The sequence below is a fragment of the Streptomyces lomondensis genome, from assembly GCF_014651035.1.
Lineage (GTDB): Bacteria > Actinomycetota > Actinomycetes > Streptomycetales > Streptomycetaceae > Streptomyces > Streptomyces lomondensis.
This window is the reverse complement of the sequence record NZ_BMWC01000001.1, coordinates 1,248,005-1,271,553: the sequence shown is the minus strand read 5'-3', so window position 1 is coordinate 1,271,553 and position 23,549 is coordinate 1,248,005. Positions and strand designations below refer to the sequence as shown.

The window sequence follows — 23,549 nt, the reverse complement described above, 5'->3', positions numbered from 1 at the left end:
GCGTACCCGCCTCCGGGCGAAGCGAGGGGCCGGGGGCGCTCTGGTTCCCGGGGTCGGGGGTGATCGTTGTCACGAGGTGGTTCCTGGCTGATTCCGTGCTGACCGGGGCTTGCGGCCGGTCAGCGCCTGAAGGTGACCGGGAGCTTCGCGGGCGGGGCTCCGGTCGGCGGGACCTGGAGGGACTTCAGTGCGAACTCCATGACCTGCTTGTAGACGGGGCCGCAGATCTGGCCACCGAAGTAGTTGCCCTGGGTGGCGTTCTGGATGGCGCAGTAGACGGTGATGCGGGGTTTGTCCGCGGGCGCGAATCCGGCGAACGACGACGTGTAGCCCTTGTACTTGCCGGTGGCCGGATCCACGCGGTTGGCCGTGCCCGTCTTGCCCGCGACGCGGTAGCCGGGGATGCGTGCCTTGGTGCCGGTGCCCTCCTCGTCGTCCACGACGGACTCCAGCATCTGGGCGAGGGTCTTCGCCGTCTTCTCGCTTACGACCCGTGTCTTCTCGGGCTTGGGGGCGGGGGTGAAGCGGCCGTCGGGGCCCTTGGTGCCGCGGACGAGCGTGGGTTCCACGCGGACGCCGCCGTTGGCGATGGTCGAGTACACCGATGCCGCCTGCATGGCGTTGATGGAGACGCCCTGGCCGAAAGGGATCGTGTACTGCTGCGAGGTCGACCACTTGTCGGGCGGGGCGAGGATGCCCTTGGTCTCGCCTGGGAAGCCGAGGCCGGTGTAGCTGCCGAGGCCGAACCTGCGCAGGTAGTCGTAGAGGACCTTGTTGGCCTGGGCCTGGGACTTGCCGAGCTGGCCGGTGGCGAGGATGGTGCCGATGTTGCTGGACTTGGCGAGGACGCCGTTGAGCGTCAGGTACCAGGTCGGGTGGTTCACGTCGTCCTTGAAGAGCCGGTCGCCGCGGTGCAGCCGGTTGGGCACGACGACGTGGGTCGTCGGAGTGGCGGCGTTCTCCTCCAGGACGGCGGCCATCGACATGACCTTGGCGGTGGAGCCGGGTTCGAAGGCGTCCTGGAGGGCCGCGTTGCCCAGGGCGTCCGGTTCGGCGTCGGACAGGTCGTTGGGGTCGAAACCGGGCGAGTTGGCCATGGCCAGGATCTGCCCGGTGCGGGTGTCCTGGACGATGACGTAGCCGCGGTCGGCCGCCGACTCCTTCACCTGGTCGCTGATGGCCTTCTGGGCGGCCCACTGGATGTCGCGGTCGATGGTGAGCTCGACGTCGCTGCCGGGCACGGCGGGGGTCTCGGTGGAGCCCGCGGTGGGGACGAGACGGCCGCCGGACTGGGCGTAGCGGATCTTGCCGTCCTTGCCGGCCAGCTGCTTGTTCAGCTGGAGTTCGATGCCGCCGCCGGGCTTGTCCTCGCCGTTGACCCAGCCCAGTATCCCGGCGGCGAGGTCGCCGTTGGGGTACACGCGCTTGCTGGTGGCGACCGAGAAGACGCCCGCGAGGACGTTGTGCGTGGACTTGTCCGTCTCCGCCTTCTTGGCGAGGGCGGACTTCAGGTCCTTGATCTGCTTCCAGACCTGCGGGGTCTGGCGGGAGGCCAGCTTGACGTAGCGGAGGGCCTTGTTCTTCGGCCGCAGCTTCTTGACCAGGGCCTCCTGCTCCTGGCCGAGGATCGGCGCGAGCAGGGCCGCCGCCTGCTCGGGCCCGTCGGAGATCTTCAGCTGGTCGGGGGCGAACATCGTGGGGTCGGCGGTGATGTCGTAGGCGTCCTCGCTGGTCGCCAGGGCCACACCGGACCGGTCGGTGATCTCCCCGCGGTCCGCGGCCAGCACCTGCCCGACGTACCTGTTCCGCTCGGCCTTGGCGGCATACGTGCTCGCGTCGACGGCCTGCACCTGGAACAGCCGCACCACGAAGGCGACCAGCACGAGCGTCAGCGCGAGCCCGACCAGCCGCAGCCGCGGGCGGGGGCTGCCCAGCCGCAGCGGCTTGGACGCCGCCGGGCGGCCGGGCCCCGGCCGCCGGGCCGGACGGGCCGGACGGGCACCGGGCCCGGGACGGCGCCGGGCATCGGGGCGAGCGGGCCTGGCGGGGCCGGGCACGCGGCGGCGCGGGGGTTCCCTGTCGGACACTTCCGTCACCTGCCGGGGGTCGGGGTGGGCTGGGGACTGACGGACGCGGTGCCCGCACGCAGGCCGGGGCGACCGCGGCGCGGGCGGAGGCCGTCGCCCTCGGCGCGGGGCCCGGACGGCCGCCGTCGCCGCGGACCGGGGCGCGGGGGCCGCGCCGTCAGGCGCCGACGGCTACTTCGGCGGCATGGTACGGCCGGCAGGCACCCCGCCGGGCCGTGCGCGGCGGGCGGCAGCGCCCCGGACGCGTTTCGCCGGCCGCGAGGCGACCGGCACGGCCTCGGCGCCCGGCTCCGGTCCGGGTCGAAGGCCGGCCGGCGGATCACGCGCACGCGGGCCGGACGCGACCCGGGACGGCGACCGGCCGCACGGCGCACGCCGCGACGGCCTCGGGCCTCGGGACCGGCGGCCCTTACGCAACCGGACACGCGGCTCCGGACCTCGGGGCCGGCAGCCCTTGCGGGACCGGGCACCTGGCGGTGCGGCGACTGCCCGGCGGGCACCTCCGTCACCCGGCCGAAGGCCCGGCCCGCCGCGCACCCGCGAGCGGAAACCGCGCCGAGGACCGGGCGAACGCCGGGTCCAGGCAGGCCGGCAGGCCCGGCGAGGCCCGGTACGCGGCAGCGCGGGGGTTCCCTGTCGGACACTTCCGTCACCTGCCGGGGGTCGGGGTCGGGGCGGGGCCGTCGGGCATGGCTTCGGGGGCGAGGATCAGGGGGGTGTGGGCGGTGGTCTGCGGGGCGCCGGCGGCGGGGCTCGGGACGCCCTTGACCGTGCCGTCGGGGCCGAGGAAGGCGGGGTCGCCGCCGGGGACCATGCCGAGTTCGCGGGCGCGGCGCTGGAGGGCCTCGGGCGCGGAGTAGGCGTCGATGTCCCGCTGGAGGGCCTGCTCCTCGTCGGTGAGGTTCTTGGTCTCGCGCTGGAGGTCGTCGAGCTTGAACGCGCCTTCGCTGAGGGCGGAGTTCAGCACCAGAAGGGCGATGAGACCGCCGCCGAGGAGGAGGACGACCAGGAGGACGAAGGGGGTGCGGGCCGCCTGCCCGGGGCCGGTCGGGAAGAGCCGCGCAAGGCGTGCCGCCCGCCCCTTCAACTCGGGTGTGCTGCTCACTGAGGCTCCCTCGGTCCGGCCTGCACGCGCCTCACTCGACGTCCTCCCTGATGCGCTGGGCCCCGCGCAGCCGTGCCGGTGCCGCCCGCCGGTTCTCGGCGATCTCCTCTTCGGTGGGGAGTTCGGCACCGCGCGTGAGCAGCTTGAGCCGCGGCTGGTACCGCTCGGGCACGACGGGCAGCCCGGGCGGCGCCGTCGTGGCGGCGCCGGCCGCGAACACCTGCTTGACGATGCGGTCCTCCAGCGAGTGGTACGACAGCACCGCGATCCGCCCGCCCACGTCGAGCGCCTTCACGGCGGCCGGGATCGCCCTCTCCAGGACGGCGAGTTCGCCGTTGACCTCGATGCGCAGGGCCTGGAAGGTGCGCTTGGCCGGGTTGCCGCCGGTGCGCTTGGCGGCCTGCGGCAGCGCGTCCCGGATCAGCTCGACCAGCCGCGCGCTGGTGCTGAACGGCTCCTTCTCGCGCTCGCGCACGATCGCCGACACGATCCGCTTGGCCTGCTTCTCCTCGCCGTACGCCCGGAGGATGCGCACCAGCTCGCCCGGCGGGTACGTGTTGAGGACCTCGGCGGCGCTGACCCCCGACGTCTGGTCCATGCGCATGTCGAGCGGGGCGTCCTGGGCGTAGGCGAAGCCGCGGTCGGCCTCGTCGAGCTGCATGGAGGAGACGCCCAGGTCGAACAGGACGCCCTGCACGCGCGCGATGCCGAGCCTGCCCAGCACCTCGGGCAGCTCGTCGTAGACGGCGTGGACGAGGGTGGCGCGCTCCCCGTAGGGCGCGAGGCGCTCGCCGGACAGGCGCAGCGCCTCCTTGTCGCGGTCGAGGGCGACGAGCCGGGCCTCGGGGAACCTCTCCAGGAGCGCCTCGCTGTGGCCGCCGAGCCCGAGGGTGCAGTCGACGACCACCGCGTCCGGCCCCTCCAGGGCGGGTGCCAGCAAGTCCAGGCACCGCTGGAGCATCACGGGGACGTGTCGACTCTGGCTCAAGGGGCCCTCTCAGATCCGGCGGGCCCGTACGCACCGCCGGGTCCCCGCCCGCTCGCGAAGGGGAGGCCTGCCGGCGCCGGAAGCGTCAGCCGACCGGGAGCGGGAGGAGGCCGAGCCGTACGTACGCGCCGCGCACGCGGGGAGATCTCCGGTCGCCGCCGGGATCTCCGAAGTAATCAGTCCAGCGGGGAGAGTCTCGCCTCCCGCTTCGCGTCACTTTAGTCCACCCTGTCTCGCGGTCAATCAACCGGCCTGCGCGTCGCGACCTGGCCCGGCGGCCGGCCGTCGCCCGCGGCACACCACCCTTGTGGGTTACCTCACACCCCTCACTCGCCGGCACTCCCAGCCCCCTCCCCCCGGAGGCCTGGGCAGGGTCTGACCAGTAACGTCATGACTATGACGACTTCTGCATCGGTACCCACAGGTTCGGAGAGCGCCAGACCCGCCGGCGGCACGGTCACCGACCGTATCGTCGACGCCAACACCCGGTACGCCGCCGATTTCGCCCACGCCGGGATGGACGCCAGGCCCGCCCTGCACGTGGCCGTCGTGGCCTGCATGGACGCCCGCCTCGACCCGCTCGCCGCGCTCGGCCTGGAGCTGGGCGACTGCCACACGATCCGCAACGCCGGCGGCGTCGTCACCGACGACGTGATCCGCTCCCTCACGATCAGCCAGCGCAAGCTCGGCACCCGCAGCGTCGTCCTCGTCCACCACACCGGCTGCGGCATGGAGACCCTCACCGAGGACTTCCGCAACGAACTGGAGGCCGAGGTCGGCCAGCGCCCGGCGTGGGCGGTGGAGTCCTTCCGGGACGTCGACCAGGACGTCCGGCAGTCGATGCAGCGGGTGCGCACCTCGCCGTTCCTGCCGCACACCGACGATGTGCGGGGATTCGTGTTCGACGTGCGGACCGGCCTGCTGCGCGAGGTCGACCCCGCCTCCTGACCTGGTGGCCCACCCCGGAGAAACAACCTGCGGTAGCTGTCGAAACCCTGTCAGTCACGCGTTCGAATGGTCGCAACACCGACATATCGCGGCCAGTTGTCCACAGTCGAGTGACACGAATCGGTAACGGCAGCAAGAATGCGGGAGTGGCGTCGCGCGGAACCTTTCACGCGTGGTGCCCGTGGTTCGGGGTGGGCCGGCCCGCGTCTTGGGGCGCCGGCCCGGGAAAATGGGGTATCCCGTGCTTCCTGGGAGCAGGGGAAAGGCCGAGGAGGGCCGGGTGACGACCTATGACGATCGAGCGAGCCTCACTGATCTGACCGCCGTGGTGGAGCGCGTGCGGGAGTCGGTGGAAGGCGTGATCGAGGGCAAGCCCGAGGTCGTACGGCTCTCGCTGACCGTGCTGCTGGCCGAGGGACATCTGCTGATCGAGGACGTCCCGGGAGTCGGCAAGACGATGCTGGCCAAGGCGCTGGCGCGGTCCATCGACTGCTCGGTGCGGCGCATCCAGTTCACGCCCGACCTGCTGCCGTCGGACATCACCGGTGTGTCCATCTGGGACCAGCAGCGCCGCGACTTCGAGTTCAAGCCGGGCGCGATCTTCGCCCAGGTGGTGATCGGCGACGAGATCAACCGCGCCTCGCCCAAGACGCAGTCCGCGCTCCTGGAGTCGATGGAGGAGCGCCAGGTCACCATCGACGGCAAGACCTACGAACTGCCCAGCCCCTTCATGGTGGTGGCGACGCAGAACCCGGTCGAGATGGAGGGCACCTACCCGCTGCCGGAGGCCCAGCGCGACCGCTTCATGGCCCGGGTCTCGGTCGGCTACCCCAGCGCGGAGGCCGAGCTGCAGATGCTGGACGTGCACGGCGGCGTCTCACCGCTGGAGGACCTCCAGCCCGTGGCCCACGCGCACGAGATCCTCAAGCTGATCGAAGCGGTGCGCGGCGTGCACGTCGCCGAGCCGGTCCGGCGCTACGCGGTCGACCTGGTCGGCGCCACGCGCACGCACCCCGACCTCAGACTGGGCGCCTCCCCGCGCGCGACGCTGCACCTGCTGCGCGCGGCGAAGGCGTCCGCGGCCCTCAGCGGCCGGGAGTACGCGCTGCCGGACGACGTGCAGGCCCTCGCGGTCGCCGTCCTGGCCCACCGTCTGCTGCCCACCGCCCAGGCCCAGCTGAACCGCCGCACGGCCGAGCAGGTCGTCGAGGAGATCCTCCAGCGCACGCCGGTGCCCGCCGCACCCCAGCAGCAGAGCGGCTTCGGCGGGCTGGGCCGGGGCGTTCCGGCGTATCCCCAGCAGCCGCCGCGGAGGCTGTGATGACCACCGCGGGGACGGGGCAGACGGAGGCCGACCGGGGCGAGAAGGGCGGCATCCGCACCGCCCTGGCCGGTCTGACCACCCGCGGACGCTCCTTCCTGGCCGCCGGCGTCGCGGCCGCCGTCTGCTCGTACGTGCTCGGGCAGAGCGACCTGCTGCGGGTCGGCCTGCTCCTGGCGGTGCTGCCGCTGGTGTGCGCGACGGTGCTGTACCGCACGCGCTACCGGGTCGCGGGCAGCCGCCGCCTCTCCCCCGCGCGCGTGCCCGCCGGCAGCGAGGCCCGGGTCCACCTGCGGATGGACAACGTCTCGCGGCTGCCCACGGGCCTGCTGATGCTCCAGGACCGGGTGCCGTACGTGCTCGGTCCCCGGCCCCGCTTCGTGCTCGACCGCATGGAGGCGGGCGGCCGGCGCGAGGTGTCCTACCGGGTCCGCTCCGACCTGCGCGGCCGCTACCCGCTGGGCCCGCTCCAGCTGCGCCTGACCGACCCGTTCGGCATGTGCGAGCTGACCCGGTCCTTCTCCACGTACGACACCCTGACGGTGATCCCGCGCGTGGAACCGCTGGCTCCGGTGCGGCTCAGCGGCGAGGCGAAGGGGTACGGCGACGGGCGGCAGCGGTCGCTCGCGCTGGCCGGCGAGGACGACGTGATCCCGCGCGGCTACCGCTACGGCGACGACCTGCGCCGCGTGCACTGGCGCTCCACGGCCCGCTACGGCGAGCTGATGGTGCGCCGCGAGGAGCAGCCGCAGCGCGCCCGCTGCACGGTCCTGCTCGACACCCGGGGCATCGCCTACCAGGGCGCGGGGCCCGACTCGGCCTTCGAGTGGGCCGTGGCCGGAGCCGCCTCCGTGCTGGTGCACATGCTCGAACGGGGCTTCTCGGTACGGCTGTTGACGGACACCGGCAACGCGGTGCCCGGCGACGGCGGTGACGGCTTCGCGGGCGCGAGCCAGGAGTCGGCGGACGCGGCCGGGCTGATGATGGACACCCTCGCGGTGATCGACCACTCCGACGGCGCGGGCCTGTCCCGGGCCTACGACGTGCTGCGCGGCGGGAACGAGGGGCTGCTGGTGGCCTTCCTCGGCGACCTGGACGAGGAGCAGGCGGCCGTGCTGGCCAGGATGCGGCAGCGCAGCCCGGGCGCGGTCGCCTTCGTGCTGGACAGCGACACCTGGGTGCGGGAACCGAACGACGTGCCCGGCCCGTTGGACGAAAGCGGAGAGCGGCTGCGCATGCTGCGCGAGGCGGGCTGGACGGCCCTCGGCGTGCCGCGGGGCGCCTCGCTGGACGAGTTGTGGCGGCAGGCCGACCGGGAGCGCAGGGGCATGGCCGCCGCGGGCGGCGGGGAGGGACCGTGATGAGCGGGCGGGTACGACTGACGCTGGGCGCGTGGGCGGCCACGCTGATGGCCGCGTGCGCCCTGCTGCCCCTCGTCGAACCGGCCACGTGGATCGTGCAGGCGGCCTTCCTGCTGGCCATCCAGTCGGGCGTGGGCGCCGCGGCCCGCCGGGTGCCGCTGGCGCGCCCGCTGACGGTGGCGGCGCAGGCCGTGGTCGCGGTGCTGCTGCTGACGTTCGTGTTCGCCCGTGAGCAGGCCCTCGCCGGGCTGGTCCCCGGGCCGGACGCCGTCAACCGCTTCGCGCTCCTGCTCCAGCAGGGCGGGGAGGACATCGCGCGGTACGCGATTCCGGCGCCCCTGGAGTCCGACGGCATCCGGCTGATGCTCATCGGCGGCGTGCTGATCATCGGGCTGCTGGTGGACCTGCTCGCGGTGACGTTCCGCAGCGCCGCCCCGGCCGGTCTGCCGCTGCTCGCGCTGTACTCGGTGGCCGCGGGGCTGTCCGACGGGGGCATGGACTGGCTGTGGTTCCTGGTCGCGGCGGCCGGCTATCTGATGCTGCTCCTGGCCGAGGGGCGGGACCGGCTCTCCCAGTGGGGCCGGGTCTTCGGCGGGGCCCCGCGCGCGGCCGGCGGGGAGCCGAGCGGCGCCATCGCCCCGGTCCGCACCGGCCGGCGCATCGGCGTGGTCGCGCTCGGCATCGCCCTGGTGGTGCCGCTCGGCCTGCCCGCGATGAACGGCGGCCTGCTGGACTCCGTAGGAGCGGGCGCGGGCGGCGGCACGGGCGGCGGCGGCACGATCTCCGCCGTGAACCCGCTGGTGTCCCTGCGCGACAGCCTGAACGCGGACGAGGAGCAGCAGGTCCTGTCCGTGCGAACCAAGATGGCGGACGTCTCGGACCTGTACCTGCGGATCGTGTCCCTGGACGACTTCGACGGCACCACGTGGAAGCCGTCGAGGCGGTCGATCACCGCCGTCCCCGACGGCTCGTTCCCGGACCCGATCGGCCTCAGCCCCGAGGTCAAGCGCACGGAGGTCGACACCACCATCTCGGCGGCCGACTGGTACGCCCAGGACTGGCTGCCCATGCCGTACCCGCCGAGCGGCGTGGACATCAGCGGCAACTGGCGTTACGAGCCCCTGGGCATGACCCTGGTCGGCGACCACGGGCAGAACACGCGCGGGCTGACGTACCAGGTCAAGAGCCTGGACGTGCAGCCGACGGCGGAGCAGCTGGCCGCGGCGGCCCCGCCGCCCCCGGCCATCGAGCGTGACTTCACCGAGTTGCCCGACTCCCTGCCGTCGATCGTGGCCCGCACCGCCCGCCAGGTCACGGCGGGCGCCACCACCCCGTACGACCAGGCGGTCAAGCTCCAGGACTACTTCGCCGTGACCGGCGGCTTCGAGTACGACACGCAGGTCCAGGTCGGCAGCGGCTCGCAGGCGATCGCCCGCTTCCTGACGGACAAGCAGGGCTTCTGCGTGCACTTCTCCTTCGCGATGGCGGCGATGGCCCGCTCCCTGGGCATACCGGCCCGGGTCGCGGTGGGCTTCGCGCCCGGTTCCCCGCAGGCGGACGGCTCGGTGTCGGTGGGGCTGCGCGACGCGCACGCCTGGCCCGAGCTGTACTTCGAGGGTGTGGGCTGGACCCGCTTCGAGCCGACGCCGAACCGCGGCTCGATCCCGTCTTACACCGTGCCGGACACCCCGGGCAGCTCGGTGCCGGACGCGGCGCGCCCGACGCAGTCCACGTCGGCCGCGCCCTCCCCGACGCCCTCGGCGAGCGAGTCCTGCACCCCGGAGCAGAAGAAGCTGGACGGCGGCTGCGCGAGCGAGTCCCCGGCAGCGGCGCTGCCCACGGACGACGGCGGCCCGAAGTGGTACGCGATCCTGGCGTGGGCCCTCGCCGGCCTCGCCGCGCTGGCGCTCCCCATGGCACCGATGCTGTGGCGTCTGCGGACCCGCGCGGTGCGGCTGGGTGCGCACGGCCGCAGCGAGGCGGACGTGGTGCCGCACACGCTGGCCGTCTGGCAGGAGCTGACCGACACTGCGTGGGACTTCGGCATCGCGCCGGAGGAGTCGCAGACCCCGCGCAAGGCGGCCGCCCGCATCGTCCGGCTGGGCAGCCTCGACGAGACGGCCGCGGCCTCGGTGCACCGGGTTGCGAACGCCGTGGAGCAGGTCCTGTACGCCCCGCGTCCCCGCCCGACCGCGGGCCTCACGGAGGACGTCCACCGCGCGACGGCGGGCCTGAGCGCCGCGGTCACCCGCCCGACCAGGCTGCGCGCCCTCCTCGCCCCCCGCTCCACCGTCCGCGTGCTGTGGGCGGCATCGGCCTGGTGGTCGGGCGTCCGGGAACGGACCCTGGCACTGCGGCCGACGTGGGGGAAGGCGTCGGGTCAGCAGGGCTGAGGACGGAGACGGCCGGGGCCGGCCGGACGCGGGTGCGTCCGGCCGGCCCCGGCCGTCTCTGTCGGCCTTGCCGGCTCGGTCGGCCGCCGCCCCGCTGCCGCTCCCGGCAGGTCATCCCTCTCTGCCTCTGCCCTAGGCAGCCGTCCAGGGACGTCGGCAACCGCCGCACAGGCATGCGTCAGGGGGTGACCACCGGGTCGGTGGTCACCCCCTGACGTACGTGTTCAGTAGTCCTGGAGAACTGTGGGGGGCAGGCTAATGGCCGCCCTGCTCGTCACGGCGCTTCTGCCAGCGCTGCTCGATGCGGTCCATCATGGAGCGCCGCTGCCTGCCCTGACGGCGGGCCTGCGGCCCTCCGGCGGCACCGGCGGCCTGTTCGCCCGGCTTGGGGGCCTTGCGCCAGCCGGTCACGGCGAGCACCGCACAGCCCAGCATGACGAGGAAGCCCACGACGCTGAGCCAGACCTGCTTGGCGACCATACCGGCCATGAGGAGCGCAATACCTACGAGGAAGCCCGCGACCGCCTGGTAGACCCGCCGCCGGGTGTACGTACGCAGCCCGCTTCCCTCAAGCGCCGACGCGAACTTGGGATCTTCGGCGTACAGCGCTCGCTCCATCTGCTCGAGCATGCGCTGCTCGTGCTCCGAGAGCGGCACGGAGTCCTCCTCATCGTGCAGTCGCCGGGGCGACCCGGGGGGTCTCTTCAGGATAGGCAGGGAATCGCCCCCGTGAAACCCGCCCCTCTGCGCCAATTGGCAACCGGAACCCGCCATGGACGTCCCGACTCGCCTGAGGCTTCCATTCCCCGGCGGCCGACCCGTCATGCCGGAACGGTCTCCCTCGATCATACGGCGCGAAGCCCCCATTCGGGGGGCCTGTGGCGTACTCCATGCACAGCCAAGGCGCTGATCAACGGCGGTGCCTCATGAAGTGGCTCAGACCTCGGCAGCCCCAGGGGTCTCATCAGTCTCGATGGCCCCGCCAGTCTCGCCGAGCACATGGAGCTGTGTGGCCACCGCGTGGAAGGCCGGCAGCTCGGCCGCGGCCTCCTCCAGCTTCAGCAGCGCCTCCATCGCTCCGGGCTCGGTGTCCACGAGGACCCCGGGCACGAGGTCGGCGAAGACCCGCACCCCGTGCACGGCGCCGACCCGCAGGCCCGCGCCCTCGACCAGCCCCGTGAGCTGCTCGGCGGTGAAGCGGCGCGGCACCGGGTCACCCGTGCCCCATCGTCCGTTCGGGTCGTCGAGCGCCTGCCGGGCCTCCTTGAAGTGGCCGGCCAGGGCGCGGGCCAGCACGGCACCGCCGAGCCCGGCCGCGAGCAGGCTGAGCACGCCCTCGGGGCGCAGGGCGGCCACCGCGTTGCGGACGCCCTCGGCCGGGTCGTCCACGTACTCCAGGACGCCGTGGCACAGCACCACGTCGTAGCCGCCGCGCTCGGCCACGTCGAAGAGGCCATGGGCGTCGCCCTGCACGCCCTTGACCCGGTCGGCGACACCGGCCTCGGCGGCGCGGCGCTCCAGGGCGAACAGCGCGTTCGGGCTCGGGTCGACGACGGTGACGCGGTGGCCGAGCCGGGCGACGGGCACCGCGAACTTGCCGCTGCCGCCTCCGGTGTCGAGGACGTCCAGCGACTCCCGGCCCGTGGCCTTGACCCGGCGGTCCAGGGCGTCCTGGAGGACCTCCCAGACCACGGCGGTACGGAGTGAGGCGCGGGGGCGCATCGGGTCCGACACGTCAGTTGACTCCTCGGCGCGGCACCGCCTCTTGCGCGGCGGAGCGAACGGGCTGCCTTCCCCGGGCCCCGGCCACGGGGAGGGAAGACTTCAGGCGTCCCCCACCCTATTGCCTCGGACGCGGCGGCCGGCATGACCCGGTACCGAGACTCCCTCAGCCGGTCGGCCCGCCTCCGGCATGGCACGGTACCGAGACTCCGCCGGCCGGTCAGCCCGCGTCCGGCATGTCCCTCCCCGGCCCGGGGGCCTCGGGCCGGTCCTGGTCCGGGCGCGGCTGCGGCAGGACCGGCTGGAGGACCAGCATGCGTTCGACGATGCGCAGGAACATCGCCACGTCGCGTATCAGGTCGTCGGCGTCCCGGCCGGTGGCCGCGCCCTGGATGCCCGCCTCGGCCCGGGCGCGGCGGCGGGCTCCGGAGGCGAACAGCGCGCTCCACTCGGTCAGTTCGGGCGCGATCTCGGGGAGCACTTCCCAGGCGCTTCGGATCTTGGCCCGGGCCCGGGGCGAGGTCTCCGGCCGGCCCCGGGCGGCGAGCACGGCGGCGGCCGTGCGCAGGGCGGCGAGGTGGGCGGTCGCGTAGCGCTCGTTCGGGGTTTCCAGGACGGCGGCCTCGTCCAGGCCGGCGCGGGCCTGGGCGAGCAGGTCGAGGGCGGCGGGCGGGGCCGTGGCCCGGCGCAGCACGGGGTGCACGTCGCTCGCCGGGCCGGTCAGTGAGGGGGCAGGGCCGGTGGCGCGGCGCCGGCGGGCGGCTGCTGCGTGGTAGCTGGCCATGACGAACCTCCTGTCGTCTGTGTGACGGCACGTCCGTTACGAAGTGCCGTATGTGACCCATCGTGAGGTATGGCACTGACAATCCGTTCTGACCTGCGGTTTTGCCTCGATCGTAGGTTCGGAGTAGTTTTTGCACTGACCAGTCAGTTCAAATTCAGGGGAGTCTCGTGGGGGAAGGGGCGGGAGGGGTGCGGGTCGCCGCCGAGGGCCTTGGGATCAAGGGGCCGAGGGGGTGGGCGGTCCGCGGGATCTCCGTCGACGCCGGGCCGGGATCGCTCATCGCGATCGAGGGCCCGTCCGGGTCCGGCCGGACGTGCCTGCTGCTGGCGCTGACGGGGCGGATGAAGGTCACGGAGGGCACTGCCGCCGTGGGTGACGCCAGGCTGCCGAAGCAGTCGTCGGCGGTGCGGCGGGTCAGCGCCCTGGCGCATGTCCCGGGGGTCACCGACCTCGACCCGGCCCTGACCGCCGGGGAGCACCTGCGGGAACGGGCGCTGCTCCAGCGGCGCTTCGGCGACTCCCTGCGCGGGCTGCTGCGGCCCGCGAGCGAGCGGGCGGCCGAGGCCGGGCGGCGCGTCGACGCGGCGCTCGCCGCCGCCGGTCTCGACCTGGAGGCGCTGCCCAAGGGTCCCCGTACCGCCGTACGCGATCTGGAGCGGCTGGAGGCGCTGCGGCTGTCGGTCGCCCTCGCGCTGGTCGGCCGGCCGCGGCTGCTCGGCATCGACGACACCGACCTCAAGCTCTCGGACAGCGAGCGGGACGAGGTCTGGGCCCTGCTCAGGTCCCTCACCGAGGCCGGGACGACGGTCCTCGCGGTGTGCAGCGAGGCCCCCGAGGACGCCGTCCGGGTGTCCACCCGCGAGAAGCAGGGCGGCGCGGGCGACCGGGCCGACCAGGGAGAGGAGAAGGCCGATGCGCTCGCCGAGACTGGCCGCGCTTGAGCTCCGCCGCTTCGGCCGGGGGAAGCTGCCGCGCGCCGCGCTGGTCGCGCTGCTGGTGCTGCCGCTGCTGTACGGCGCGCTGTACCTGTGGTCGTTCTGGGACCCGTACGGCCGGCTGGACCGGATCCCCGTGGCGCTCGTGAACGACGACAAGGGGGCGACCGCCGACGGGAAGAAGATCACGGCGGGCGACGACATCGCGAAGGGCCTGCGCGAGAGCAAGACCTTCGACTGGCGCGAGGTGAGCGCCGCCGAGGCCCGGGAGGGCGTCGAGGACGGCAGCTACTACCTGTCGCTCACCCTGCCCGCCGACTTCAGCGAGCGGATCGCCTCCAGTTCCGGCGACTCCCCGGAGACCGGCGCCCTCCAGGTGCGCACCAACGACGCGAACAACTACATCGTCGGGCAGATCTCCCGGACGGTGTTCGGCGAGGTGCGCCAGGCCGCGTCCACGAAGACGTCGCGGTCCTTCCTGGACAAGATCTTCGTGTCGTTCTCCGGCATCCACGGCGAGACCGTGAAGGCGGCGAAGGGCGCCGACAAGCTCAAGGGCGGCATCGGCAAGGCCGAGAAGGGCTCCAAGGACCTCGCCGACGGCCTGAAGGACGCCAAGGACGGCAGCGGCAAGCTGTCCAAGGCTCTCAAGAAGCTCACCAAGGGCGCGGGCGCCCTGGCGGACGGCTCGCAGGGGGTCGCGGACGGCACACAGACGCTCGCCGACAAGGTCAACGGCACCGCCGGCAAGGTCCGCCCCTTCCTGAAGGGCAACGAGAAGACCATCGGCGACACGGCCCGGCTCGTCGCCGACTCCTCCGGGATGATCCGCAAGCACCTGGACACCCTGGTGAAGACGGCCCCGACCGCCGCCAAGGGCGCCCGCGAGGCGTCCGGCACGCTGACCGACGTCTACGCCAGGCGCTGCGAGGACCCCGTCCTGCCCGACGCCGCCTGTTCCGACCTGAAGAAGGCCAAGGACGCGGCCGCCGACGTCACCGTGATCGCGGACGACCTCAATACGCTGATCGCGGACCAGGACGGCGACCTGGCGACGCTCGACAAGAACCTCGCCACCCTCCAGAAGCAGTCGCAGGCCCTCGCCGACCGCGCGCCGCACCTCTCCGAGGACCTCGACGACGCCGTCAAGAAGATCAACAAGCTGAACGACGGGGCGGCCCAGGTCGCCGCCGGCGCGAAGAAGCTGCACAAGGGCCTCGGCGCGGCCAAGACCGGCGCCGTCGACCTCGACAAGGGCGTCGGCGATCTGAAGACGGGCGCGGACGACCTCAACGGCGGCATCTTCAAGCTCGTCGACGGCTCCGGGAAGCTCGCCGGCGGGCTGCACGACGGCGCGGAGAAGATCCCCGACTACGACAAGCAGGACCGCGACCGGCGCACCGAGGTCATGGCCGACCCCGTGCGGCTCGCCTCCCAGGACCTGCACAAGGCGCCCAACTACGGCACCGGATTCGCCCCGTACTTCATCCCGCTGTCCCTGTGGGTGGGCGCGATGGTGGCGTACATGCTGATCGCGCCGATGAACCGCCGTGCGCTCGCCGCGGGCGCCTCGGCGTGGCGGATCGCGCTGGCGGGCTGGCTGCCGGTGGTGGCGATCGGGGTGCTCCAGACGGTGGCCCTGATGTCGGTGCTGCACTGGGCGATCGGCCTGGAGATGGCGCGGGCGGCCGGGACGGTGGCCTTCCTGTTCCTGGTGACGGCGTGCTTCGCGGCGATCGTGCAGTGGCTGAACGCGCGCTTCGGGGCCGCGGGCCGGATCCTCGTCCTCGCCCTGCTGATGCTCCAGCTGACCTCGGCGGGCGGCACGTACCCCGTGCAGACCAGCCCCGGCTTCTTCAACGCGCTCCACCCCTTCCTGCCGATGAGCTACGTCGTCGAGGCGCTGCGGCGGCTCATCACCGGCGGTGGTCTCGAACCGGTGTGGCACGCGTGCGTGGTGCTGACGGCGTTCACCGCGGGCGCCCTCGCGCTGACCGCCGTGGCGGCCCGCCGGCGCCAGGTGTGGACGCTAAACCGGCTGCACCCGGAGCTGAGCCTGTGAGCCCCACCGGCACATCTCCCGGAAAGGTTCCTGTGACAATCAGGGCCATGGAAAGCAGCAGTGCCGCGTCGGGCGGCAGCACGCGCCGCGAGGCCACCCGGCAGAAGCTCTACGAGGCGGCCGTCACGCTCATCGCCGAGCAGGGGTTCTCCGCCACGACCGTGGACGAGATCGCCGAGCGTGCCGGGGTCGCGAAGGGCACGGTCTACTACAACTTCGCGAGCAAGTCCGTCCTCTTCGAGGAACTGCTGCGACACGGGGTGGGCCTCCTCACCGCCTCCCTGCGGGAAGCGGCCGAGCGGACCGCCCGGGAGGGCGGCGGCAAGGTCGACGCCCTGGACGCGATGATCCGCGCGGGCCTGGTCTTCATCGACCGCTACCCGGCCTTCACCCAGCTCTACGTGGCCGAGCTGTGGCGCACCAACCGCGCCTGGCAGTCCACGCTGATGGTGGTCCGGCAGCAGGCCGTCGCGGTCGTGGAGGGCGTCCTGCGCGACGGCGTGGCGGGCGGCGAGTTCAGCGAGGAGATCGACGTCTCACTCACGGCGTCCGCGCTGGTCGGCATGGTCCTGGTGGCCGCGCTCGACTGGAAGTCCTTCCAGCCGGAGCGCTCCCTGGACGACGTCCACGCGGCCCTGTCCCGACTGCTCCAGGGGCGGGTGAGCGGCTGCCGCTGAAGGCAGCCCCGGCGCGGATGCGAAAGCGCCGGTCCGCTGTGGCCGCGTCCCCCGCGGGCCACCTCGAACCGGCGCCTTCCTTGCTCCCCCGTTTTTCCTGCTCCCCCGTACGTCCCCCCGCAGGACCCCCGTTCGGTCGTCCCCCGGTTCTCCCCCGTGCCTCGCTCCCGCCGACACCGTCGGCGGAAGGAGCGGATCGTGGGCCGGCTCCGTTCCGGCGCCCCGTGTCGCCGGTGCCGGAGCCGTGCCCCTCTCCGTGCCTCCACTCTCTCGTTTCCGCAGGTCGTCCCCCATCCGCGCGCGTACTCAACTCCCTCACTAGGTACGGATACTCAGTCCTGCGCACGCGGCCCCAGAGCCTCCCCCGGCCGGCTGGTCACGATCACCTCCGTGCCCGTACTCGGGAGGTTGCCGGCGGGGGCTGTCAGTGGGGGCCGATAAAGTCCCTGGCATGGCACGGATTGCGGTGATCGGCGCCGGGATGGGCGCGCTGGCGGCGGCCGCCCGGCTGGCCGTCGCGGGCCACCGGGTGGCGGTGTACGAGCGGACGGACACGTACGGCGGGGCGCTGCGCCGCTTCGAGCGGGACGGGTTCTCCTTCGACACGGGCCCCGGCCTGCTCCCGCTGCCCGCCGTCTACCGCGACCTGTTCGTCAAGACCGGCAAGGAGCCGCTGGAGCGTTGCGTCGAGCTGGTCCAGGTCGACCCGTCGTCCCGGCACGTGTTCGCGGACGGCACGCGGGTGTCCCTGCCGAACGCCTCGCGCGCGGGCGTCGTCGCCGCCCTGGACGAGGCCCTCGGCCCGGGCGCCGGACAGCGCTGGGGCGACTTCCTGGTGCGGGCCCGCGAGGCCTGGGACCGGACGCGCCGCCCGCTCCTGGAGGAGCCGCTGTGGCCGAACTGGCAGGTGCTGGCCGAGCGCGAGCCCTACCCGTCCGTGCCCCACAAGCGGCTGCTACGCACCCGCCGGGCGGGCACGCTCGCCGAGGTCGGCGCCTGGGAGCTGCGCGACCCCCGGCTCACGGCGCTCCTGGAGGGCTACGCCCTCGCGCAGGGCCTGGACCCCCGGGTCACCCCGGCGAGCACGGCCGTACTGCCGTACATGGAGCACGCCTTCGGGATCTGGTACGTGCGCGGGGGCATGCGCGAGCTGGCGCGCGCGGTGTACGAGCGGTGTGTGGCCCGGCGGGTCGAGTTCCGTTTCGGCGCCGAGGTGACCGGCGTGCTGGAGAAGGACGGCCGGGCCTCGGGGGTCGAACTCGCGGACGGGACGGTCGCGGAGGCCGACTCCGTGGTGGCCGGCGTCGCGCCCGGCGTGCTGGACCGGCTCGCGGCGGGACATGCGGTGCGGGGCGACGGCGAGGTGCCCGCCCAGCGGGCGACGGCCAGCCGGCTGACGGTCCTGCTCGCCCTGCGCGGCGCCCGCCCCGAGGGCACGGCCCACCGCACGGTGGTGCACACCCAGGACCGCGAGGCCGAGTTGGCGGCGCTGTTCGGCACGGCGGCGGGGAACGCGCATCCGACCGTGACGGTCCTGCGGCCCGACGACCCGCACCTGGCCCCGGCGGACCACGAGTCGGTGACGCTCACGGCGGCGGTGCCGGCACGGCCGGATGAGTCCTACGGCGCACTCGCCGAGGACATGATCTCCGCCGCCGAACGCGCCGTACCCGGCCTGCGCGACCGCCTCCTCTGGCACGAGGTGCGCACCCCGGCCCATATCGCCGAGGCCACCGGCGCGGCGGGCGGTGCGGTGCCCGTGCCGGCCCTGGCGGCGGCCGGCGGGCGCCTGCTGCACCCGTCCAACAGCACGCGCGTGCCCGGCCTGTTCACGGTCGGCGGCTGGGCGCACCCCGGCGGCGGACTGCCGCACGCGGGCATGTCGGGCGCACTGGTCGCGGGACTGATCGTGGAGGGACCGGACTTCCGGGGCTCACGGTAACCGGCCCCGGCTCCGAGGCCGAGGGCTTCAGAAACGGTCTTCAGAAACGGTACTGCTCGTCGAAGCCGTTCCCGTGCGTCTGCTGCTGCCCGCCGCCCTGGTAGGGGTACGGCTGCTCCGGCGGCAACTCCTGCCCGTACTCGTCGGTGTTGCGCTGCTGCGGGACCCAGACACCGCCGGGCGGGGTCTCGCCACCGGGCGGGGTCTCGCCGCCATAGGTGCCGGCGTACTGCTCCTGCCCGTAGCCCTGCTGCTGGCCGTAGTACTGCTGGTCGCCGTAGCCGGTCTCGTACGTGCCCGTGCCGTAGTTCGACGAGCCGATGTACGGGTCGGAGTAGGCGGCGTACTGCTGCTGGCCGTTGGCGTCGTAGCCCTGCTGCTGGCCGTAGCCCGAGTAGTCGTAGGCGTAGGACTGGTCGGTGGCCTGCGCGGCGTACTGGTCGTGGGGCTGGCCCTGGTATCCGGTGTCGCCGTAGACGCCGTAGCCGCCGGTGTCCTCGGGGACGGGCTGCGGCTCGTAGACGGCGGTGGTCTCGGCGTCGGCCGGGCGGCCGGGGCGCGACGGCGTGAAGACGTCGTCGTGGTCGTAGTCGTCGTCCTGGCCGTAGGCGGCGGTGTCGCGGCGGTAGTCGGCGCCCTCGTCGCCGTGGCCGCTCTCGGCCGCCTCCAGGCCGGAGACCTCCAGGGTCGGCTCCTGGCGGCCGCGCTCACCGCGGCGGCGCTTGCTGCCGCCCAGCATCGGGGCGTTCATCGCCCAGCCGGAGGAGAAGCCGCTGCGGAAGGACAGGGTGACGTAGGTCTGCCCGACCGCGAAGGCGGCCGCGCCCAGTCCGATCACCACGACCGACGGGATCAGGACACCGACGACGACGCCGAGGAAGCCGACGAAGGCGAGCAGGCGCCAGCGCAGCCGCGCCTTGTACTGGAGTAGCACCTCGCCCAAGAGCCACAGCGCGACGATACCGAACGCGATGTAGAGGACCGCCCAGCCCATGTACGCCCCTCTCCCAGTGGCCGCTACGCAGTGTGTCGTATACCGGTGCGAACGGTCTAGGCCTGCGGTCGCTGGTGCAGGCCCAGGTTCTCGTAGATTTCCAGTGTCGCGGTGGAGTTGTTGAGCGTGATGAAGTGCAAGCCGGGCACACCCTCGGCGAGCAGCCGCGCACAGAACTCCGTGGCGAATTCGATCCCAATGGAGCGTACAGCGGCCGGATCGTCTTTTGCTGTGAGGATCCGCTCTTTCAGGGCGGGCGGGAACGCGGCGTTGGTGAGCGAGCCGATCCGCTCCAGCGACCTCACGCTGGCGATCGGCATGACCTCGGGGATGATCGGGGTGTCGCAGCCGGCGGCCGAGACGCGGTCGCGCAGCCGGAGGTAGTCCTCCGGGTGGAAGAACATCTGCGTGATGGCGTAGTCGGCGCCCGCGCGGCACTTGTCGACGAAGTGGCGGACGTCGGAGTCCCAGTCGGTGGAGCGCGGGTGCATCGCCGGGAAGGCGGCGACGCCCACGCAGAAGTCACCGGACGCCTTGATCAGCTCGACCAGCTCGGAGGCGTAGGCCAGGCCCCGGGGGTGCGGCACCCACTCGCCCATCGGGTCGCCGGGCGGGTCGCCGCGCAGGGCGAGCATGTTGCGGATCCCGGCGTCGGCGTACTGGCCGATGATGTTGCGCAGGTCGGCCACCGAGTGGTCGACCGCGGTGAGGTGGGCGATCGGCGTGAGGGTGGTGTCGGAGGCGATCGCCTCGGTCGCCTTGACCGTGCCCGCGCGGGTGGAGCCGCCGGCGCCGTAGGTCACGGAGACGAAGTCGGGTGCCACCGCCTCGACCCGGCGCAGCGCGTTCCACAGGTTCCGCTCGCCCTTCGGGGTCTTGGGGGCGTAGAACTCGAACGAGTACGTCGTCTTGCCGGTCGCGAGCATGTCGCGGACGGTGCGCGCGTGGTCCGACCTGATGGATGCGGTGCCGAGGGCCATACCGGCAGGTTAGCCAGGGGCGGTCGGTCCCCCAACCGGACGCGCATATTTGCCCTATTTGTCTACTTGTTGTCCACCCTTTGGACAATCCGGCGTCACTGGTTCTCCCGCAGCCGCTTCGCGAACGCGGCCGCCGCCGCGCCCGGGTCGTCGGCCTCGGTGATCGCCCGTACGACGACGACGCGCCGGGCTCCGGCGTCCAGGACCTGGTCGAGATTGCCGAGGTCGATGCCGCCGATGGCGAACCAGGGGCGGTCGGTGCCGAGGGCCGCGGTGTACCGGACGAGGTCCAGGCCGGGGGCGTGGCGGCCGGGCTTGGTGGGGGTCGGCCAGCACGGGCCGGTGCAGAAGTAGTCCACGCCGTCCTGCACGGCGGCCGCGGCGGCCTCGGGCTCGGCGTGGGTGGAGCGGCCGATCAGGACGTCGTCGCCGAGGACGGCCCGGGCCGCGGGGACCGGGAGGTCGCCCTGGCCGAGGTGCAGCACGTCGGAGCCGACGGCATGGGCGACGTCCGCGCGGTCGTTGACCGCGAGGAGCTTGCCGTGCCGGGCGCAGGCGTCGGCGAAGAGGGCCAGGTGCTCCAGCTCCTCGGCCGCCTCCATGCCCTTGTCCCGCAGCTGCACGATGTCGACGCCGCCGGCCAGCACGGCATCGAGGAACTCCGCGAGGTCGCCCTGCCGCTTGCGGGCGTCGGTGCAGAGGTAGACCCGGGCGTCGGCGAGCTGGGCCCGGGCGGTGGCGGCGGTGCCGGTCATGCGTGTCCCCCTGGGTGTCGGTGGCGCGGGCGCGCCCGGGTGATCCGTGTGGTTCGGGTGCGAAGCGCCCGGGTGTCCGTGCGGTTCGGGTGCGAAGCGCCCGGGTGTCCGTGCGGTTCGGGTGCGAAGCGCCCGGGTGTCCGTGCGGTTCGGGTGCGAAGCGCCCGTATGCCGGTGGCGTGCGCCGCGGGAGCTCCAGGTCCCCGCGTCGACCGCCTCGGGCACCTTACGCCTGCCCTCAGGGCGGCCCGGCGGCCCGGAGGCCCACGGCCCCGAACAGGCGCGGCCGACCCCCGGGCCGTGACCCCCACGGGCCACGGCCCACACACCGGGCGGTTGTTCAGGCCCGGCCCCGCTCTCGCGGTGCCGGACGGTTGTTCGGTCGAGGTCGGGTCAGACCGCGAGCGCCTGGGCGCGGCGCTTCACCTCCGTGCCGCGGTTCTCGCTCAGCGCCTGCGCCGGCGTGCCGGGCAGGGACGGGTCGGGGGTGAACAGCCACTCCAGCATCTCTTCGACCGTGAAGCCGTCGTCCCGCAGGAGCGTCAGGGTGCCGGACAGGCCCTTGACGACCTTGTCCCCGTCGATGAAGGCGGCGGGAACGTGCAGCGCGCGGTTCTCACCGCGGCGTACGGCGATGAGCTGGCCCTCCTTGACCAGCTGCCGCACACGCGTCACCTCGACGCCGAACTGTTCGGCGATGTCGGGGAGGGTGAGCCAGGCGGGGACGAGAGCATCGATCTTTGCGTCAATCTCGGTCACGGAAACCAGCCTGCCATCCGCCACTGACAGTCGGAAGTCAGCCCCGTCCACCTGGGCGGACGCGCCGGGCCGGAGACCGGTCCCCGGCCCCTACGCCGTGGCCGCTTTCAGGGGCCTCGCCGGGTCCTGGAGCAGCACCGGATTCATCGGCGTGCCCGACTCGATCAGGCGGCGGCCCTGGGCCAGGTCCCGGGGGCGGCCCACCGCCAGCAGCGCGACCAGCCGCTCGGCGCGCAGCCAGCAGACCGTCCAGGCCGGGCCGGACGGGTCGCCCCGCCACACCGTGGTGTCGGCGGCCGCGTGGTGCCCGGCGTACTGCACGAACCGGCCGAACTGCTCGGACCAGAAGTACGGCACCGGGTCGTAGACCGCCGGGGTCTCCCCCGTGGCCCGGCCGATGATGTTCAGCGCCACCGTGCGCGGCCCCTGGAGGGCGTTGTCCCAGTGGTGCACGAGCAGGCGCTCGCCGTACCGCCCCGAGGGGAAGGAGGCGCAGTCGCCGACCGCGTAGACGTCCGGCGCGGACGTGCGCAGGTGCTCGTCGGCCACGATCTCGCCGTGCGTGCCGAGCGCGATCCCGGAGCCGGCCAGCCACGCCGTCGCCGGGCGGGCGCCGATGCCGACGACAACCGCGTCCGCGGGCAGCCGCGAGCCGTCGTCGAGGAGCACCTCGCCGGGCTCGACGCGCTCCACGCGCGCGTGAGTCCGCAGCACGGCCCCCGCGTCGGCGTACCAGCGGGCCATCGGGGCGGCCACCTCGGCGGGCAGGGCCCCGGCGAGCGGCCGCTCAGCGGCCTCCACTACGGTCACCGCGCAGCCCGCCTCGCGCGCGGCCGTGGCGAACTCCGCGCCGATCCAGCCCGCGCCGACGACCACGATGTCGTGCCGGCGGGCCAGCACCGGCCGCAGCCGCTCGGCGTCGTCCAGGGTGCGCAGCAGATGGACGCCGGGCACGCCCTCCGCGCCGGGCAGCCGGATCGGTTCGGCCCCGGTCGCGACGACCAGGACGTCGTACGGCACGGGCCCGTCCTCGGTGTCCAGCTCGTGGTCGCCGGGGCGCAGGCCCAGCACCTCGCAGCCGAGCCGCAGCTCGATGCCGAGGGCCTCGAAGTCGACGTCGAAGGCGGAGCCCTCGGCCTTGCCGAGCAGGACGGCCTTGGACAAGGGGGGCCGGTCGTACGGCTGGTGGGGTTCGGCGCCGATCAGGATCACGGCGCCGGTGAACCCCTGCTCCCGCAGGGCGACCGCGGTCTGCACACCGGCCATGCCCGCGCCCGCCACGACCACGCGCCGCGGCGCGGACGAACCTGGTTCCTGCGTCTGCTCGCTCACCTGATCACCATAGACAACTGACATTTCGTCAGTCAGTGCTCATGCGCCGTGACCTGCTCCACAACGCTCGTCCCGCTGCCCGACTGGGACTCCCACTCCCAGCTCTCCTCCAGCCGCACCCGCCCGTCGGGCAGTTCCACGACCGTCGACACGCAGTGCCCGGAGGATGTGGTCCCATCCGCCTTGAGTTGTACGTACCGGAAGTCCAGTCTGTCGCCCTCCCGGGTACCCACGAGATGTCCGCGTACGACGTCCCCGCCCGTGTACTCGGCCCAAATCTCGCCGTCCTTCTCGTGGTACGTGAACCGGGTGCGGGTCCCGACCTGGCCCGGTGCCTGGTCGGCGACCGGGGCGAGGACGAGACCGTCGAGGGATCGGGCCATGGCGGGTGGCTCCCTTACTGC

Annotated in this window: 20 protein-coding genes; 8 read left to right on the top strand and 12 right to left on the bottom strand. The window is 73.3% G+C overall.

Annotated elements, in window-relative coordinates:
* Nucleotides 1-119 precede the first annotated feature (119 nt).
* The 3 genes from IE255_RS05490 to rsmH form a co-directional block, all read right to left on the bottom strand.
* Nucleotides 120-2,087, bottom strand: a complete 1,968-nt coding sequence (locus IE255_RS05490; RefSeq protein ID WP_308280870.1) for a peptidoglycan D,D-transpeptidase FtsI family protein — start codon at nucleotides 2,085-2,087, stop codon at nucleotides 120-122.
* A 649-nt stretch (nucleotides 2,088-2,736) separates the two neighbouring features.
* Nucleotides 2,737-3,192, bottom strand: coding sequence for a cell division protein FtsL (gene ftsL / locus IE255_RS05485; RefSeq protein ID WP_190048949.1), 456 nt, complete (start codon nucleotides 3,190-3,192; stop codon nucleotides 2,737-2,739).
* A gap of 31 nt (nucleotides 3,193-3,223) precedes the next feature.
* Complete coding sequence (rsmH, locus tag IE255_RS05480) at nucleotides 3,224-4,180, bottom strand: 16S rRNA (cytosine(1402)-N(4))-methyltransferase RsmH (RefSeq protein WP_190048948.1); 957 nt, start codon at nucleotides 4,178-4,180, stop codon at nucleotides 3,224-3,226.
* A 396-nt stretch (nucleotides 4,181-4,576) separates the two neighbouring features.
* Here rsmH and IE255_RS05475 point away from each other — a divergent pair, with 396 nt between their 5' ends.
* From IE255_RS05475 to IE255_RS05460, 4 genes are all read left to right on the top strand, one after another.
* Nucleotides 4,577-5,128 (top strand): beta-class carbonic anhydrase, encoded by a 552-nt coding sequence (locus IE255_RS05475; protein ID WP_190048947.1) that lies wholly within the window; start codon nucleotides 4,577-4,579, stop codon nucleotides 5,126-5,128.
* Between the two features lie 280 nt (nucleotides 5,129-5,408).
* On the top strand, nucleotides 5,409-6,449 hold the full coding sequence (locus tag IE255_RS05470) for an AAA family ATPase (protein ID WP_190048946.1): 1,041 nt from the start codon (nucleotides 5,409-5,411) through the stop codon (nucleotides 6,447-6,449).
* On the top strand, nucleotides 6,449-7,810 hold the full coding sequence (locus IE255_RS05465) for a DUF58 domain-containing protein (protein WP_190048945.1): 1,362 nt from the start codon (nucleotides 6,449-6,451) through the stop codon (nucleotides 7,808-7,810). Before IE255_RS05470 ends, IE255_RS05465 begins: the two co-directional genes overlap by 1 nt.
* Entirely contained in the window at nucleotides 7,810-10,203 is a 2,394-nt protein-coding gene (locus tag IE255_RS05460) for a transglutaminase TgpA family protein (RefSeq protein WP_190048944.1), read from the top strand. Before IE255_RS05465 ends, IE255_RS05460 begins: the two co-directional genes overlap by 1 nt.
* A gap of 255 nt (nucleotides 10,204-10,458) precedes the next feature.
* Here the strand turns inward: IE255_RS05460 and IE255_RS05455 are convergent, their stop codons facing one another.
* The 3 genes from IE255_RS05455 to IE255_RS05445 form a co-directional block, all read right to left on the bottom strand.
* Entirely contained in the window at nucleotides 10,459-10,860 is a 402-nt protein-coding gene (locus IE255_RS05455; RefSeq protein WP_037765734.1) for an SCO2097 family morphological protein, read from the bottom strand.
* 279 nt (nucleotides 10,861-11,139) lie between these two features.
* Nucleotides 11,140-11,937 (bottom strand): methyltransferase, encoded by a 798-nt coding sequence (locus IE255_RS05450; RefSeq protein WP_190048943.1) that lies wholly within the window; start codon nucleotides 11,935-11,937, stop codon nucleotides 11,140-11,142.
* Between the two features lie 208 nt (nucleotides 11,938-12,145).
* The gene (locus tag IE255_RS05445; protein ID WP_190048942.1) at nucleotides 12,146-12,709 is read right to left on the bottom strand and encodes an SAV_6107 family HEPN domain-containing protein; all 564 of its coding nucleotides are present in this window, start codon (nucleotides 12,707-12,709) and stop codon (nucleotides 12,146-12,148) included.
* A gap of 167 nt (nucleotides 12,710-12,876) precedes the next feature.
* On the opposite strand from IE255_RS05445, the gene IE255_RS05440 reads away from it, so the two are divergent.
* From IE255_RS05440 to IE255_RS05425, 4 genes are all read left to right on the top strand, one after another.
* The gene (locus tag IE255_RS05440; RefSeq protein WP_229906284.1) at nucleotides 12,877-13,650 is read left to right on the top strand and encodes an ATP-binding cassette domain-containing protein; all 774 of its coding nucleotides are present in this window, start codon (nucleotides 12,877-12,879) and stop codon (nucleotides 13,648-13,650) included.
* Nucleotides 13,622-15,706 (top strand): YhgE/Pip family protein, encoded by a 2,085-nt coding sequence (locus tag IE255_RS05435; RefSeq protein WP_190048941.1) that lies wholly within the window; start codon nucleotides 13,622-13,624, stop codon nucleotides 15,704-15,706. The genes IE255_RS05440 and IE255_RS05435 overlap by 29 nt, the downstream gene beginning before the upstream one ends.
* Before the next feature lie 47 nt (nucleotides 15,707-15,753).
* Complete coding sequence (locus IE255_RS05430; protein ID WP_190048940.1) at nucleotides 15,754-16,383, top strand: TetR/AcrR family transcriptional regulator; 630 nt, start codon at nucleotides 15,754-15,756, stop codon at nucleotides 16,381-16,383.
* A 451-nt stretch (nucleotides 16,384-16,834) separates the two neighbouring features.
* Nucleotides 16,835-18,325, top strand: a complete 1,491-nt coding sequence (locus tag IE255_RS05425) for a phytoene desaturase family protein (protein WP_190048939.1) — start codon at nucleotides 16,835-16,837, stop codon at nucleotides 18,323-18,325.
* Between the two features lie 40 nt (nucleotides 18,326-18,365).
* On the opposite strand, the gene IE255_RS05420 is transcribed toward IE255_RS05425, so the two are convergent.
* The 6 genes from IE255_RS05420 to IE255_RS05395 form a co-directional block, all read right to left on the bottom strand.
* A complete protein-coding gene (locus IE255_RS05420; RefSeq protein WP_190048938.1) occupies nucleotides 18,366-19,319 on the bottom strand; it encodes an SCO2102 family sporulation regulator in 954 nt (317 codons plus the stop codon).
* A gap of 56 nt (nucleotides 19,320-19,375) precedes the next feature.
* Nucleotides 19,376-20,299 (bottom strand): methylenetetrahydrofolate reductase [NAD(P)H], encoded by a 924-nt coding sequence (gene metF, locus IE255_RS05415; RefSeq protein WP_190048937.1) that lies wholly within the window; start codon nucleotides 20,297-20,299, stop codon nucleotides 19,376-19,378.
* 95 nt (nucleotides 20,300-20,394) lie between these two features.
* Complete coding sequence (gene thiE, locus IE255_RS05410; RefSeq protein WP_190048936.1) at nucleotides 20,395-21,054, bottom strand: thiamine phosphate synthase; 660 nt, start codon at nucleotides 21,052-21,054, stop codon at nucleotides 20,395-20,397.
* A gap of 393 nt (nucleotides 21,055-21,447) precedes the next feature.
* Nucleotides 21,448-21,813 carry an Rv2175c family DNA-binding protein gene (locus IE255_RS05405; protein WP_086565101.1) on the bottom strand — a complete coding sequence of 122 codons (366 nt, stop codon included), beginning with the start codon at nucleotides 21,811-21,813 and terminating at the stop codon, nucleotides 21,448-21,450.
* Nucleotides 21,814-21,903: 90 nt separating this feature from the next.
* The gene (locus tag IE255_RS05400; protein ID WP_190048935.1) at nucleotides 21,904-23,145 is read right to left on the bottom strand and encodes an NAD(P)/FAD-dependent oxidoreductase; all 1,242 of its coding nucleotides are present in this window, start codon (nucleotides 23,143-23,145) and stop codon (nucleotides 21,904-21,906) included.
* 32 nt (nucleotides 23,146-23,177) lie between these two features.
* Nucleotides 23,178-23,528 carry an avidin-fold protein gene (locus IE255_RS05395; protein ID WP_190048934.1) on the bottom strand — a complete coding sequence of 117 codons (351 nt, stop codon included), beginning with the start codon at nucleotides 23,526-23,528 and terminating at the stop codon, nucleotides 23,178-23,180.
* Between the last annotated feature and the right edge of the window lie 21 nt (nucleotides 23,529-23,549).